The 13863-nt window shown below is 69.3% G+C and carries 12 protein-coding genes; 7 read left to right on the top strand and 5 right to left on the bottom strand.

Going from position 1 to position 13863, the window contains the following annotated elements; all coding sequences use genetic code 11:
- Positions 1-280 precede the first annotated feature (280 nt).
- Complete coding sequence (locus JRI60_RS15055) at positions 281-1297, bottom strand: zinc-binding alcohol dehydrogenase family protein (protein ID WP_204226550.1); 1017 nt, start codon at positions 1295-1297, stop codon at positions 281-283.
- Between the two features lie 217 nt (positions 1298-1514).
- On the opposite strand from JRI60_RS15055, the gene JRI60_RS15060 reads away from it, so the two are divergent.
- Positions 1515-2192, top strand: coding sequence for an HAD family hydrolase (locus JRI60_RS15060; protein WP_204226551.1), 678 nt, complete (start codon positions 1515-1517; stop codon positions 2190-2192).
- A 48-nt stretch (positions 2193-2240) separates the two neighbouring features.
- On the opposite strand, the gene JRI60_RS15065 is transcribed toward JRI60_RS15060, so the two are convergent.
- Together JRI60_RS15065 and JRI60_RS15070 are read right to left on the bottom strand one after the other, a co-directional pair.
- The gene (locus JRI60_RS15065; RefSeq protein WP_204226552.1) at positions 2241-3236 is read right to left on the bottom strand and encodes a fatty acid desaturase; all 996 of its coding nucleotides are present in this window, start codon (positions 3234-3236) and stop codon (positions 2241-2243) included.
- Positions 3237-3331: 95 nt separating this feature from the next.
- On the bottom strand, positions 3332-4486 hold the full coding sequence (locus JRI60_RS15070) for a vWA domain-containing protein (protein ID WP_204226553.1): 1155 nt from the start codon (positions 4484-4486) through the stop codon (positions 3332-3334).
- A gap of 373 nt (positions 4487-4859) precedes the next feature.
- Between JRI60_RS15070 and JRI60_RS15075 the strand changes: the two genes are divergently transcribed.
- From JRI60_RS15075 to JRI60_RS15090, 4 genes are all read left to right on the top strand, one after another.
- A complete protein-coding gene (locus JRI60_RS15075; RefSeq protein WP_239470535.1) occupies positions 4860-5603 on the top strand; it encodes a patatin-like phospholipase family protein in 744 nt (247 codons plus the stop codon).
- A gap of 157 nt (positions 5604-5760) precedes the next feature.
- Positions 5761-7062, top strand: a complete 1302-nt coding sequence (locus JRI60_RS15080; protein WP_204226555.1) for an SPFH domain-containing protein — start codon at positions 5761-5763, stop codon at positions 7060-7062.
- 4 nt (positions 7063-7066) lie between these two features.
- On the top strand, positions 7067-8470 hold the full coding sequence (locus JRI60_RS15085) for a hypothetical protein (protein WP_204226556.1): 1404 nt from the start codon (positions 7067-7069) through the stop codon (positions 8468-8470).
- An 89-nt stretch (positions 8471-8559) separates the two neighbouring features.
- Entirely contained in the window at positions 8560-9195 is a 636-nt protein-coding gene (locus tag JRI60_RS15090; protein WP_204226557.1) for a prepilin-type N-terminal cleavage/methylation domain-containing protein, read from the top strand.
- A 30-nt stretch (positions 9196-9225) separates the two neighbouring features.
- Here JRI60_RS15090 and JRI60_RS15095 read toward each other — a convergent pair whose 3' ends face one another.
- Both JRI60_RS15095 and JRI60_RS15100 read right to left on the bottom strand, forming a co-directional pair.
- Positions 9226-11229, bottom strand: coding sequence for an elongation factor G (locus tag JRI60_RS15095; protein ID WP_204226558.1), 2004 nt, complete (start codon positions 11227-11229; stop codon positions 9226-9228).
- A 195-nt stretch (positions 11230-11424) separates the two neighbouring features.
- The gene (locus JRI60_RS15100; RefSeq protein ID WP_204226559.1) at positions 11425-12066 is read right to left on the bottom strand and encodes a TetR/AcrR family transcriptional regulator; all 642 of its coding nucleotides are present in this window, start codon (positions 12064-12066) and stop codon (positions 11425-11427) included.
- 114 nt (positions 12067-12180) lie between these two features.
- Here JRI60_RS15100 and JRI60_RS15105 point away from each other — a divergent pair, with 114 nt between their 5' ends.
- Positions 12181-12747: a VOC family protein gene (locus JRI60_RS15105; RefSeq protein WP_204226560.1), complete on the top strand. Its 567-nt coding sequence runs from the start codon at positions 12181-12183 to the stop codon at positions 12745-12747.
- 139 nt (positions 12748-12886) lie between these two features.
- Complete coding sequence (locus JRI60_RS15110) at positions 12887-13855, top strand: NADP-dependent oxidoreductase (protein WP_204226561.1); 969 nt, start codon at positions 12887-12889, stop codon at positions 13853-13855.
- Positions 13856-13863 lie beyond the last annotated feature (8 nt).

Raw genomic sequence — 13863 nt, forward strand, 5'->3', positions numbered from 1 at the left:
GGCGAGGCGCTTCGCTGCGTTCCTCTTATCAGCAATAGGCAGGCCACCGCTGGGGGCGGCCTGTACACGGGGAGTGCGGCCACGCGGAGGCGGATTCGCGGCTCGGCTGCCACGATCCCGCCGCGACATCGTCCGCTCGCGCTACCGCGAAAACGCCAGACCCGTGTCTTGCTTGTAGATGTCTACAAGATGAGAGTATTTAATATGTAGGATATCTCTTTCTTCTCTTGTAGACGTCTACAAGCGCGGAGCACGGTGAGCTCGCGGGAGGGAAAGGCCCTCAGCGCCACCCCTCGAGCACGAGCTTGCCCATCATCTTTCCGGACTCGAGCCGGGCGTGCGCCGCGCGGAGGTTGGCGGCGGAGATGGGCGAGAGCTTCTCCGTCAGCGTCGTCTTCAGTCGGCCGGAGTCCATCCACTGGCCCACCTGGTTGAGGATGCGGTGTTGCTCCTCCATGTCCTGCGTCTGGAAGCGGGAGCGGGTGAACATGAGCTCCCAGGAGAAGCTCACGCTCTTGCCCATCAGCCGGCCGAGGTCCACGGGCTGGCCCGCCTCGACGATGGAGACCATGCGCCCGCGGGGCTTGATGACGTCGCACATGACGTTCCAGTAGGCCACCGTGTCGACGGTGTTGAAGAGGTAGTCGACCTCGGGATGGCCTACGTCCTTCAGTTGCTTGGGGATGTCCTCGCGGTGGCTGATGACGTGGTCGGCGCCCATCTCGCGGCACCACTCCTGGGACTCGGGCCGGGAGGCGGTGGCGATGACGCGCAGCCCCGCCAGCTTCGCGAACTGGATGGCGATGGAGCCCACTCCGCCCGCGCCGTTGATGATGAGCAGTGAGCGGCTGGCATTCTGGCCCCCCGGATCAATGGCGCAGCGGTCGAACAGGGCCTCATGGGCGGTGAGGGCCGTGAGGGGCAGGGCGGCCGCCTGCGCGTCATCGAGCGACTTCGGCTTGTGCCCCACGATGCGCTCGTCCACGAGGTGCAGCTCGCTGTCACAGCCCGGACGCAGGATGCTGCCCGCGTAGTAGACGGCATCCCCGCGCTTGAAGAGCTTCACATCCGGTCCCACGGCCTCGACCACGCCCGAGGCGTCCCAGCCGAGCACGCGCGGTGGGGACTCGGTCTTGTCCTTGGGCGAGCGGACCTTCACGTCCACCGGGTTGACGGAGACGGCGTGGACGCGGACGAGGAGGTCTCGTCCTTGTGGCTTGGGGTCGGGCAGCTCCACGTCGAGCAGCGATTCGGGATTCGAGATGGGCAGGTAGTGCGTCAGGGCGACGGCCTTCATGGTTTCTCCATGGGGGGTTCCCGCGGATGGTGGGGAGGGCGGGGAAATGTGACGAGGGGACGTGTGGCTCCGCTGCTTGCCCGCTGGGCAGGGGGAAGAGCGGGCGAGAGGCCTATCGGAGGGTGGGCCCGGGAGACGCGTCCCCCTGTCCCAGGTGGGCCGGCGTCTCCACGTCTTGGCGACGCGCTGCCAGAGTGCGCAGCTTGCTCGGGTGAGGATGCGCGGGCCCAAGGCAATCATCTTCGAGGTGGATGGGACGTTGGTGGACACCAACGTGCTGCGTGCGAGGGCCTGGCAGGATGCCCTGGCGCGGTACGGGCGTCAGGTGCGTCTGCCCCGGGTGCTCGCGCAGATGGCGCGGGAGGGAGACCGGTTCCTCTCCGCCTTCCTCCCGGAGGCGGAGTACGAGCGCTACGCCGAGGAGCTGGCGAGCTACCACCGCGCCATCTTCCACGAGCAGTACCTGGGGCGGGTGAAGCCCTTCCTCGGGGTGCCCGAGCTGCTGCGGCACCTGCGCAACGAGGGGTGGCGCATCGCCCTGGCCTCCACCGCGGACCCCGACGAGCTGGAGCACTACATCGAGCTGCTTGGGGTGGAGGAGCTCATCGACGCGCGCACCACGGACGCCGAGGTGGATCTCTCCCGGCTGAACGAGGAGATTCCCGCGGAGGCCATCCGCCTGCTGGGGCTGGATGGCACGGACGACACGCTGGCGATCGCGGGACTCCCCTATGACGTCGAGGGCTCCGTGCGCCTGGGGGTGAGGTGCATCGGGCTGGTGTGCGGCGGCTTCTCGGAGGAAGACCTGCGCTCGGCCGGAGCACTCGCCGTCTTCGGCACGCCGCAGGATCTGCTCACGCGCTACGCCGAGTCACCCCTCGCCGCGGACGGTTGAGCCGGGCCCCGGGGCGAGGCCCCGAGCAATGCCCGGCTCCCGTCCAGGTCACGCCGCCTTGGAGACCTCTTCGGCCTGCACCGCGCCATCGCCCGAGCCGCCGCTGCGCGTCATGCGGCTGTAGAGCGACAGGGACGGATCGAAGAGGAACTTCAGCCACAGCGCCGTCCACGAGTTGTGGGAGTGCAGCGAGTCATAGAACTCGGGGGCGAGCTGGCGCACCTTGGGCAGGCGCGTCCAGGGCACGCGCATCACGTCGTGGTGCTCGTTGTGGTAGCCGACGTTGAAGGCCACCCAGTTGAGGGGCCCGTAGTACGAGTACGTCTCCTGGGGCGCCTTGACCAGGTAGTGCTCCTGGATCCACCGCGCGCCCAGCGGGTGCAGGCCGATGGCGAAGATGGACGAGAGGAACATGTAGACGAGCGCGCGGGGGCCGAGCAGGGCCCAGCTCGCGCCGATGAAGGCGAGCTGGATCGTCATGTTCGCCACGTACCAGCGGTCGAAGAACGGCACGCGCTTGAGGCGCGGCACGCGCAGCGCCTGGAAGGCCCAGAAGTTGAGCATCCAGAAGGCCTTGCCGAAGAACGTGTTGCCCACCAGCCGCGCCTCGAACGGGGTGGCCAGGTCCGCGTCCAGCTCCGTGTCCCCCTGGAAGCGGTGGTGGATGAGGTGGTACTTGCGGAACGAGGCGGCCGCGGGGAACAGGATGGGCAGGTTGGTGAAGAGCTGCAGCGCGGCGTTGAGGCGCGGGCTGCGGAAGACGAGGTTATGGGTGCACTCGTGGATGAGCACCCAGAGGCCGTGGTCGATGAAGGCGCCGACCAGCCACGCGGTGGCCAGCAGGGCCCACCAGGGCGAATCACGCAGGGCCCAGGCGATCGCCACCTGGCCCCCGACCAGGAGGAGGACGAACAAGGCGGTGATGGGAGTAGGGCCGCACAGCTCCTTGATCTCGGGGTGCGCACGCAGGATGGCGCGGGCTCGCTCGAGGTGGGGCTCTTTCTCCGTGCTACGGGCAAACTCCAGAGGGCGCGACTGACTCAAGACAGCTCCTTACGGTCGTACGAAGCGGGGGGGCGCGCAGCTTGGCACACCCGTCCCGTCCGACGCCATGCGTCATTGCGCCCGCCGTTCTACCATCATTCCAGTGTGAAACTCTGGGCCCCGGCCTGGGTGCGGACGGAGTGGAGGATGGCCTTGTCGAGGGTGTCGCCACCCTCGGCCCCCGGCGCCTTCCGCTGGGCCTCCAGGTACTTCTGCCGCTCCAGGTTCAGCTGCTGGATTCGGTCGCGGATCTCCGTGCGCTCCTTCTCCTTGGCCTCGACGATGGCCCTGCGCTGCTCGGGGCTCTTGCCGCGCAGCTCCGCGGGCAGGTCCTCGTCCTTGAGCTTCTCCAGCTTCACCGCGCCCGTCTTCGTGCCGTCCACCAGGTCCCAGTTCGCGTTGTCGTAGAGCCGCGAGGCCTTGGACACCGCGCGCGTGGTGGCGCTGACCGCGTTGCTGCTGGCGTTGGCGTCCTGGGCGACCTGCCGCTTCTTGGCCTCCTCGCCCCCGCGTCCGTAGCCCAGGTAGGTCTTGTTCATCTCCACGCCCAGCCGGGCGATCTCCGCGTCCTGGGGCGCGGCGACCATGGCCACCGCCCGGTTCTGGTTGATGTTGAAGGACTGGCCGCCCGCGAGGGTGGCTCCGTCCGTCCAGCCGGTGCGGGCGCCTTCCTCGGCCTGGCCGCAGAAGATGGTGTTCACCACGATGCCGCGCTCCTTCGCCGCCGCGACGGAGGTCTGGAACGGCACCGGCCCCTGGGTGAAGGCCTCGTTGCCCGCGATGTAGATGATCTTCAGATCCTTCTTGGACTGACTCCACTCGAGCTGCTGCGTCGCCTTCTGGATGACTTGGCCGCAGAACTCGTCGCCCCCGTTGGTCCTCAGGGAGAAGAGCTGCTCGGACACCCGGTCCAGGTCCGTGGTCAGGGGAAGCACCTGGCGGATGTAGCCTCCCTCGGACGACAGACCGCTGTTGCCGTACTCGTAGAGGGCGATCTCCAATCGCGCCGACTGCCCATCGCGCCGGGCGTTCTGGAAGGCGTTCACCACCGTCCAGAGCTGGCGCTTGGCCTGCTCGATGAGGCCATTCATGCTGCTGCTGGTGTCGAGCAGCAGGGCGATCTGCACCCGAGGCGCGGAGATGGCCGCTTCGAGCGTTCCGGGCGACACGGGGGGTTGGGCCTGGGCCGCGGGTGGGGTAGGGGGATTGGGCTCCGCGGACGCGAGTCCAGGCAGGGCCAGCAGGCCCATGCAGAGAAGAGAGGATTTGAGCATGGACGCTTCAACGAACGTCCCTGGAAAAAGGTTTATGACTTCGAGCCTCACCCTCCTGGCGGGCCCAGACGCGCTGCGACTGATTCGTGAGCGCGGCCTGCGCGCGGACGACATCAATGTGCTCCCCGGAGCCTCCGGCGGACCGAAGTGGTTGGTGCTGGCCGGGCTCGACCGGGTGCTGTTCGGTGAGTTCCTCCAGGGCCGGACCCGCCCGCTCCACCTCATCGGCTCCTCCATTGGAAGCTGGCGGCTGGCGTGTCTCGCCCAGAAGGATCCGGTGGCGGCGCTGGAGCGGTTCGCCGAGTCATATATAGAGCAGCGCTATCCGCCCAAACCGCCTCCCTCGCTGGTGAGCACCACCAGTCGGAGCATCCTGGACGCGCTCCTGGGACCGGACGGCGAGGAGCAGATCCTCTCCCATCCCTGGGCGCGGCTGCATGTCCTCACCACCCGCTGCCGGGGCCTCACCGCCAGCGATCAGCCCCAGGTACAGATGCTCGGGCTCGCGCTCGGCGCCCTGGGCAATCTGGTGAGCCGCCGCACCCTGGGGCTCCAGATGGAGCGGGTCATCTTCCACGGCGCGGGGGATACCAGTCCGTTCACCGGGCTCTCGGACCTGCCCTCCGTCCACCTGCCCCTGACTCGGGAGAACCTGCGCCCGGCCCTGTTGGCCTCCGGGTCCATCCCCCTCGTGTTGAGCGGGGTGAGCATCCCCGGCGCCGGGTCCGGCGTGTACCGGGATGGAGGGGTGCTCGACTACCACCCCGACCTGGAGTTCGGTCCCGGGGAGGGGTTGGTGCTCTATCCGCACTTCTACCCGTATGTGGTGCCCGGGTGGTTCGACAAGTCCCTGCGCTGGCGGCGGGCGGGTCCCGCCAACTTCCGGCGGGCCCTGCTGATCTCCCCGTCTCCCGAGCTCGTCGCGCGCCTGCCGTACGGGAAGATTCCGGACCGGGAGGACTTCGTCCGGCTGCCGGATGCCGAGCGGCTTCGCGCCTGGCGTCAGGTGCTGGCGGAAGGGCAGCGGATGGGGGACGAGCTCCGCGAGTTGCTGGCGAGCGGGAGATTGGCCGAACACATCCGGCCCCTGTGAGCAGTGGGCTTTCTGACGCACTCGCGTGCGCGTCCCCGGGTCCCTAAAGCCACGCGGTGCGTCCGCGCGACCACGCATCGCGGCCCTCGCCTCCGCGCATACCCGCTCGCTCGCCGGGCATCCGTCCTGCATTGGCCTCTCTCCAGAGAGGGCACTCATGAACGAGCAGAAGCAGAACGAAGAGAAGCAGGGCGAGCCGAAGCAGGACGAGCGGAAGCGGGGCGAGGTCCTCGCGAGGATGGTGTCGCTGGCCGGCGAGGCCGCGCGCGGGATGGTCAGCCGGGTCCGGTGGCTCATCTACGCCGAGCGGGGCCGCCGGGTGATGACCGGGCTGGCGGTGACGGGCGTCGTGGCCGGGGTGGTGGTCGCCCAGCCCGTCTGCATGATCGAGCCGGGCGAGGTGGGCATCCGGGTCAACCGGCTCACCGGTACCGTCTCCGAGCTCCACGAGGGCTGGTCCTTGTTGGTGCCCCAGGTGCACCGGCTCAGCCGCTACAGCCTGAAGGACCAGACCTATGCGCCCACCAGGAGCGCCCGTGCCACGGATCCGGCCCCCTTCCAGTCCGTGGAGGGCCTGTCCATCGGCGTCGAGGTCAACATCCGCTACGTGCTCGACCCGGAGCGCATCCAGACCCTGGCCGCCCGGCTCCCGGAGAACGTGGGCCGCGACATCATCGAGCCCGTCATCGACGGCGTGCTGCGCCGCCACTTCGCCCAGCACACCGTCCGGGAGATCTTCTCCACCCAGCGGGTGCAGATCCAGAAGGACATCTCCGCGGAGCTCGCGCCCCTGCTGGCCGCCGATGGCGTCCTCGTCCGCTCCGTCACCCTGGGCAACGTGGACCTGCCCCAACAGTACCGCACCGGCATGGAGGCGCTGCTCGCCGAGGAGCTGAACGCGGAGAAGATGCGCTACACGCTCGACCTCAAGGACAAGCAGGTCAAGCAGTCCGCGCTGGAGGCCGAGGCCGACAAGGTCCGGCGCGAGAAGGCCGCCGAGGCCGCGGGCAACGAGGAGGTCATCGCCGCCAAGGCCAAGGCCGAGGCCATGCGTCACGTCCTTCCCTTCAAGGAGAAGGAGATCGAACAGCGGCGCCTGGAGGCCGAGGCCGCCAAGGTCTCCCGCCTCACCCTGGCCACCGCCGAGGCCGAGGCGCACCGCATCGAGGCCGCTGGCGAGGCCGATGCCCGGCGCAAGCTCGCCGAGTCCGACGCCTACCGCGTGGAGGTCACCGGCAAGGCGGCCTCCGAGCAGCTCGCCCGCGACGCCGAGCTCATCACCCGCAACCCGCTGCTCATCCAGAAGACGCTGGCCGACAAGCTGTCCGACAAGATCCAGGTCATCATCGCGCCGCCGCAGGCGGGCGGGTTCATCGCCGGCAACCTGCTGGGACAGCCTCAGGGCGCGACCCCGGCCAAGGCCCTGGCCAGCTCCGAGCCGTCCATCCAGGAGGAGTAGCGTCATGCTCGCTACGCTCGTCGCCATTGCCCTCGTGGTGCAGGACCAGGCGCCCCTGCGCGCCGCGCCGCAGGACTCCGCTCCCCGCCAGGCCACCCTCTGGCAGGGCGAGTGGCTCGAGGTCCGGGGGGAGAAGCAGGGCTTCATCCAGGTGTATGACCATCGCCGCGAGCGGCCCGGCTACGTGCGCGAGCACCAGGTGCGCATCTACCGCCTGGACGAGGCGAGCGTTCCGAAGCTCCAGGCGGTGGTGGAGTTCCTGAAGGACACGCCGGGCGCGGAGGCGCTGGGCATTGGCTACGCGGCGGCGCTGCTGCGCGCGGCCCCCGCCTCGCAGGTGGGCCCGGAGCTCTTCGATGCGCTGGGCACCCTGGCGGACCGGCTCGCCCGGCGTGCCACCTCCAACAGGACGAACGACGTGGCCCTGGCGGCGCACCTGGACGTGGCGGCCAGTTACGGGGTGAAGCTCGTCAGCTTCGAGCGCGAGGGCCGCACCCGCGTCTGTTACGACGGCGAGGCCTTCCGCCGCGTGCTGGCGCTCGGCGGAAGCCCCGAGGCGCGGCTCCGGGCGGCGCTCTCGCTGACGCGGCCGGAGTGCATCGACCCGGCGCTCAACCCGGTGGCCCGGCTGGCCCTCGACGAGTGGCGCGGCTCGGTGCTGGAGCAGGTGGATGGAGGCCGGCTGCCGGCTTACCTGACCAACCGCCTCCACCTGCGGCGGGCCGAGGTGTACGCGGCACTGTCCTTCCAGCTCGCCCGCCGCGGCGAGGCCCAGCGAGGCGTGAAGGCCAGTGAGCGCGCGGTGGAGGAACTGGCGCGCGTGCTGAAGGCGGAGCTGGCCGAGGAGGACAAGTCGGCCTACGCGATGGCCGCGGTGCGGGTGGGGGCCTCACGCCATGCCTCGGAGCCCGTCCCGGAGAAGCCGGGCTCCGGGCCGGTGCTCGAGCTGGCCCAGGGGCAGCCGGGAGAGACCTGCCTGCGCCTGGTGGACGCGAAGGACCCCAAGGCGCCGCTGTCCGAGCGCTGCACCTACGGGCTGGTGTGGCCCGGCTCCGTGCGGCGCTCCGCCCAGGGCTCGGCGGTGGCTGTGGCGGTGCAGATGCTGGAGGGCTGGACCGAGCTCTGGGTCTTCCACCAGGAGGGCGGCGCGTGGGTGCTGGATGCGCTGGCTCCCGCCGCGACCGAGCCCGTCCTGGGCTACGTGGAGCTCGCGGGCTTCTCCCCGGACGGCTCGCGCGTGCTGGTGGCTCGCGAGGCCCTGGTGGAAGGCAAGGTGAAGTCCTCCTTCCAGGTGCTCAAGCGCGAGACCCTGCTGCCGGAGAAGAGCGCCGAGAGCCCGGACGCCCTGGGCTCCTTCCAGCGGTGGAGCTCCTCCGACTGGCGGGGCCGGACCGTGGCCGTGCGCTGAGGCATGACGCGGCGCGTCGCCTGGGTCTGGTTGCTCCGCCTTTTCTTGGGAAATGATAGGGTGGCGCCCGAACTTTGCAGGAACACTTCATGCGCCCCCCCGCTCCCTGGAAGAACCGAGGTTTCACGCTCATCGAGCTGATGATCGTCGTGGCGATCATCGGCATCCTCGCCGCCGTCGCCATCCCGAACTTCCTCAAGTTCCAGGCGCGCTCCAAGCAGGGCGAGGCCAAGGCCAACCTGAGGTCCTGGTTCGTCAGCCAGCGCGCCTACCTCCAGGAGAAGGGCGTCTACGCGGAGTCCCTCAAGACGATCGGCTTCTCGCCGGAGCGGGGCAACCGCTACGCCTACTACTTCGCCGACACCCAGTCGTGCGAGGAGCGCAAGGGGGACGGTTCCATCGCCTCGCCCGACTTCCCCAACTGCGTCACGGTGGACCAGGGAAGGTTCGGCGGCGTTCCCCCGACGCCGACTCCCGCGGCGGTCAGCTTCACCTGGACGGGCATGGGGGATGATCCGAAGGCCCCGGGCCTGTCGGGGACCTGCCCGGGTTGCAACATCGATGGCTTCGCGGTGGGCAATATCGACAACGAGTCGAGCGGACTGGACACCTGGTACATCTCCACCAAGGACGCGAAGGTGAGCGCGCCTCCTTGCGGCAACGATGAGCTCGTGGCCGTCTCGGGCGTGCCCTACAACGCCTTCAACGACACCGACTGCGATTAGGGGATGAGCGGGCCCAGGCCCGCCCCCCGCCTAGCGCTCCGCCGCCTCCTGGTGGTGCTGGACCACGACGCGCTCGGCCTGCTTGCCCACCAGCTCGGCGTAGTGGTCGTGCCGCGATACGAAGCCGCCCAGGCCGGAGGTGGCCGAGCGCAGCTCGACGATGAAGCCCTGCATCTCCGCCTGGGGCACGTAGGCGGTGAGCACCTCCCAGCCTGGGATGTCCGGGTGGGTGTCGAAGCCCAATATCTGTCCCCGGTGGCCGGTGACGAGCCGTTGCGCACGCGGGATGGCCTCGTGCGGCACGTGGATGTCCACCTGGAGGATGGGCTCGAGCAGCACCGGCTCCAGCTTGGGCAGTATCTCCACCATGGCCAGGCGCCCGGTGGTGCGGAAGGCCTGGTCCGAGCTGTCCACCGAGTGGTACGTGCCGCCGGTGAGGGTGACGGCCACGTCCACCACGGGGAAGCCGAGCGGCCCGCGTCTCAAGCCGTCCTTCACGCCTTCCTCCACCGCGGGGATGTACTGCTTGGGCACCGCTCCGCCCACGACGGCCGAGGTGAAGCGGAAGCCCTGGCCTCGAGGCAGGGGCTCCACGTCGACCACCACGTCACCGAACTGACCGTGCCCGCCGGACTGGCGCTTGAACCGCGCATGGTGCGAGCCCTTGCGGCGGAGCGTCTCCCGGTAGGGGATGGGCAGCGGGCGCGTCACCACGGGGACGCGCATGCGCGCGCGCAGGTGCTCGAGGGCCTCGCGCAGGTGCAGCTCGCCCTGTCCGCCGAGCAGCAGCATCTGCGAGTCCGCCTCCTGGTCCACCGACAGGGAGGGGTCCTCCTCCACCAGCCGGGCCAGGGCGCTCGTCAGCTTCACGTCATCGGTGCGCTTCTCGGCGACGATGGCGACCTGGTGCACCGGAGGCGGAGGCAGGGGCCAGTCCTTGGGGGGATGCGCGCGCGCGGGGTCGGCCAGGTCGCCCGTGCGCATCGCATCCACGCGCCCGACGGACACCACCTCGCCCGCGCGAGCCGTGCCCGCGGCGCTCTGCTTCGTCCCGTGCACCCGCTGCACGCCGCCCACGCGTCCGTTGGCCAGCGTGCCTCCGTCCTGCACCTCACCGCGCCAGACACGCACCATCGACAGCTTGCCCACGTGCGGCAAGTGCTGCGTCTTGAAGGACTGCACCAGCACGGGCGCGTCTCCAGGGAGGCCCAGGCGCTCGCGCGTCTCCTCCACCGTGGGGACCTCGTGCCGCACGCCCTTGAGGAGCCGCTCCAATCCCAGGCCCCGCTCCGCCGAGCCGAGGAACACGGGCACCAGCCTGTCCTCGCGCAGGGCTCGTTCCAGCTGGCCGTAGAGTGCCTCCGGCGGAGGCACCACGTCCTCCAGGAGCTGTTCGAGCAGCTTGTCGTCCAGATCCGCGAGCCGCTCGATGAGCTCGCGCCGCGCTGTCTCCTCGCGTGGGCGGTCCCCGTCGGGCAGGGAGATGAGCGCGGGCTTTCCTTCCTTGCCCTCGCCCCAGGCGCGCTCGCTCACCAGGTCCACCACGCCCATCAGGTGCCCGCCCTGGCGCAGCGGTATCTCGCGCAGCACCAGGGGCCGCGAGGAGACGCCCTGCAATGTCTCCAGCACCTCGCGCACGGACGCGCTTCCTTCCTCGAGCACGTTGAGGAAGAGCAGGTGGGGGATGCGGTGCGCGTCCAGGAAGGAGAAGAGGGGCGCCATTGCCGCCGCGCGCTCGGGCGAGGCGTCACACACCACCAGGGCCGCGTCGCTCACCATGAGGGCGTGACGTGCCTCCTGGGTGAACTCCGAGGCTCCCGGAGTGTCGATGAATGTCCATTGCTCACCGAGGAACCCGGTGTGAGCCACGGACAACTCGATGGTCATGCTCCGTCCGGTGGCCGCACCGGCTCCTCCCGAAGCACGTACTTCCTCCGCCCCCGTGGATCGCAACAGCGATTCGAACAGGGTGGTTTTGCCCACACCCTGGGGTCCCACGAGGGTGACGACTCTCGGCGACGCGGGATGTTTCATCACCTCGCCCTCCTGCAGGCAGGCCTACGCTCCCAGGAAGGTGGGTCTCCCCGCGATGCACGGGAAGCGTGATGACCAGGAGGATCGAGGGCCTTCCTCCATGCTCGCCCTCGACGTTCAGCGTGAGACGGGAGCCTCGTCCTCGAGGGTCGCGCCAGTGACGTGGCACCGGATGCGGGCTCGCGGCCACCAGGGTCATCGGCGGCGCGTCAGGGGGTGCTTGCCTGCCTTGGGGGGAATCAGAACGCTGGCGAGCACGAGGTCGATCAGGGATTCCAGGCGCGCCTCGTCCGAGCTGCCCCGGTGGAGCAACTCGAAGTTGAGGACGGCGCCGAAGAGCACACCATGGATGAGGCGGGGATCGGCGTCTGGCCACAACTCCCCGCGCTCGATGGCACGCTCGTAGATGTGCATCACCTCGGCATCCTTCTCGTCTCGGAGCTCGAGCACGAGCTCTCCGACGGGATCCCCCGGCCTCGCATCGAACAGCAGCCGGAAGAACGCGCGGCGTGAGGGCTCGCGGGCATTTGCGCGCAGCGAGTGGAGCTGCACGAGGAGATCGCCCCGGAGCGTTCCGGTATCTGGCCGGGACGGTGTTTCGTCCGCGACACGCCGCACCGCGGCCCGGATGAGCTCCAGCTTCGTGGGCCAGTGCCTGTAGAGCGTGACCTTGTTCACGCCCGCTCGCGCGGCGACCTGCTCGAAGGCGAGCTTCTCGTGGCCCACACGGTCCAGCTCGCTCAACACGACTTCGAGCACCTTCTCCGTGAGGTTCTCGCCGCGAAGCTGCTTGGGCCGGGGCGGACGCGTGGATTCCCCTGTGCTTCTGCGCCTCATGGACGTGACGGTACCCGGCCCCCGGAGAATAGCAACGGTCCCGTTGCGATTCTTCCGGCCGCCAATTACATGACCAATGCAACGCTGGCGTTGCTTTCACAGGAGACAGGCGCGATGACGTCCCCCACGAAGCTTTCCCATGTCGTTCTGCGGACCGGTCGTTTCCAGCAGATGCGTGACTGGTACCTCGAGGTCCTCGGAGCGACCATGGCCTATGACAATGGCGAGGTGTGCTTCCTCGCCTACGACGACGAGCACCACCGCATCGGCATCGTGAACACGGGGGCAACGGAGCAGCCCGGGCCGAAGACGCGCGGTCTGGAGCACTTCGCCTTCACCTACGCGGACATCACGGCGCTGCTCGACACGTACGAACGCCTCGATCAGGCCGGCATCACTCCGTTCTGGGGTGTCAACCATGGCCCGACCACGTCGTTGTACTACCGCGATCCGGATGGCAATCACATCGAGCTGCAGGTCGACAACTTCGCCCGCAAGGAAGACGCGATGGGCTTCATGCGGTCGGAGGTCTACGGTACCAATCCCATCGGTGTCGACATCGAGCCGCGCGAGCTGCTCCGCCGCCTGCGCGCGGGTGAGCCGTCTTCGGAGCTCGCGAAGGCACACTCGAACGCGGAGCCGCGCGGATTCGAGACCGTGCCCGCGGAGTTCTTCCACTGAATGCCTGCCCGAGCTGCCTTCCCACCGAGCGCCCGCTGGCGTAACGCTTGCTCACCGTGCGGCTTGCCGGGCGATGACGGGGGCATCGGGCAGTGCCCATCCTCTGCGGGAACCAGTTTCCCCCAGAAGGAGCCCCACCATGGCCCCCGCCATTCCCGACAAGATGAAGGCCGCGGCGTTCGACCGTTTCGGCGGCCCGGAAGTCCTCGGCATCAAGACGGTGCCCGTGCCCACCTGCGGGGACGATGAAATCCTCATCCGCGTCGAGGCGGCCGGGGTGGCCGTCTGGGATCCCGTCGAACGAGAAGGGGAGATGGCCGGGATGATGGAGGGGGGCCCGCGATTCCCCTACGTGCCCGGCACCGACGGCGCGGGCGAGGTGATCTCCGTGGGCAGGAACGTGCGGCGCTTCAAGGAGGGGGACCGCGTCTACGCCATGGCCTTCCTGAGCCCCAAGGGGGGCTTCTACGCGGAGTTCGCCGTGGTGAAGGAGAAGCACGCGGCGCGGATTCCCCGGGGAATGAAGGTGGAGCAGGCGGCGACACTCGCGGCGGACGGCATCACCGCGCTGCAAGGACTGGAGGACCACCTGCGGCTTCAGGCGGGGCAACGCCTGCTCATCTTCGGCGCCAGCGGAGGAGTGGGGCACATCGCGCTGCAACTCGCCCGGCGCCTGGGCGCCCGGGTGCTGGCGGTCGCCTCGGGCGAGGACGGGGTGGAGCTGGCCCGCCGGCTCGGCGCGGAGGCGGTCGTCGAGGGCCATCACGGGGACGTGGAGAAGGCCTGCCGCGACTTCGCGCCGGACGGGCTCGACGCGGCGCTGGTGCTGGCGTGCAATGACCGCTGCCAGAGCGTGCTGAAGAAGCACGTGCGCCAGGGCGGACGCATCGCCCACCCGAACGGCGTGGAGCCGCCTCCTCAGGGCCCCGAGGTCATCGCCTATGACGGTGTCCCCAGGCAGAGCACGCTCGAGCGGCTCAACGAGCTCATTGAAGCGGGGCCGTTCCACCTGGAGATCGGCCGTGTCTACGCGATGGAGGAGGCCGCCCGGGCCCAGAAGGAGGTGCTCCAGCACCACCTGGGCAAGCTCGCCCTGCGGATCCACTGAGAGGCGGT

The organism is Archangium violaceum (assembly GCF_016887565.1).
GTDB lineage: Bacteria > Myxococcota > Myxococcia > Myxococcales > Myxococcaceae > Archangium > Archangium violaceum_B.

Coding starts and splice junctions, on each gene's coding strand:
- JRI60_RS15055 (WP_204226550.1), bottom strand. CDS start 1,297: ATGAAGGCCGTCGCCCTGACGCACTACCTGCCCATCTCGAATCCCGAA.
- JRI60_RS15060 (WP_204226551.1), top strand. CDS start 1,515: ATGCGCGGGCCCAAGGCAATCATCTTCGAGGTGGATGGGACGTTGGTG.
- JRI60_RS15070 (WP_204226553.1), bottom strand. CDS start 4,486: ATGGGCCTGCTGGCCCTGCCTGGACTCGCGTCCGCGGAGCCCAATCCC.
- JRI60_RS15080 (WP_204226555.1), top strand. CDS start 5,761: ATGAACGAGCAGAAGCAGAACGAAGAGAAGCAGGGCGAGCCGAAGCAG.
- JRI60_RS15085 (WP_204226556.1), top strand. CDS start 7,067: ATGCTCGCTACGCTCGTCGCCATTGCCCTCGTGGTGCAGGACCAGGCG.
- JRI60_RS15090 (WP_204226557.1), top strand. CDS start 8,560: ATGCGCCCCCCCGCTCCCTGGAAGAACCGAGGTTTCACGCTCATCGAG.
- JRI60_RS15095 (WP_204226558.1), bottom strand. CDS start 11,229: ATGAAACATCCCGCGTCGCCGAGAGTCGTCACCCTCGTGGGACCCCAG.
- JRI60_RS15100 (WP_204226559.1), bottom strand. CDS start 12,066: ATGAGGCGCAGAAGCACAGGGGAATCCACGCGTCCGCCCCGGCCCAAG.
- JRI60_RS15105 (WP_204226560.1), top strand. CDS start 12,181: ATGACGTCCCCCACGAAGCTTTCCCATGTCGTTCTGCGGACCGGTCGT.
- JRI60_RS15110 (WP_204226561.1), top strand. CDS start 12,887: ATGGCCCCCGCCATTCCCGACAAGATGAAGGCCGCGGCGTTCGACCGT.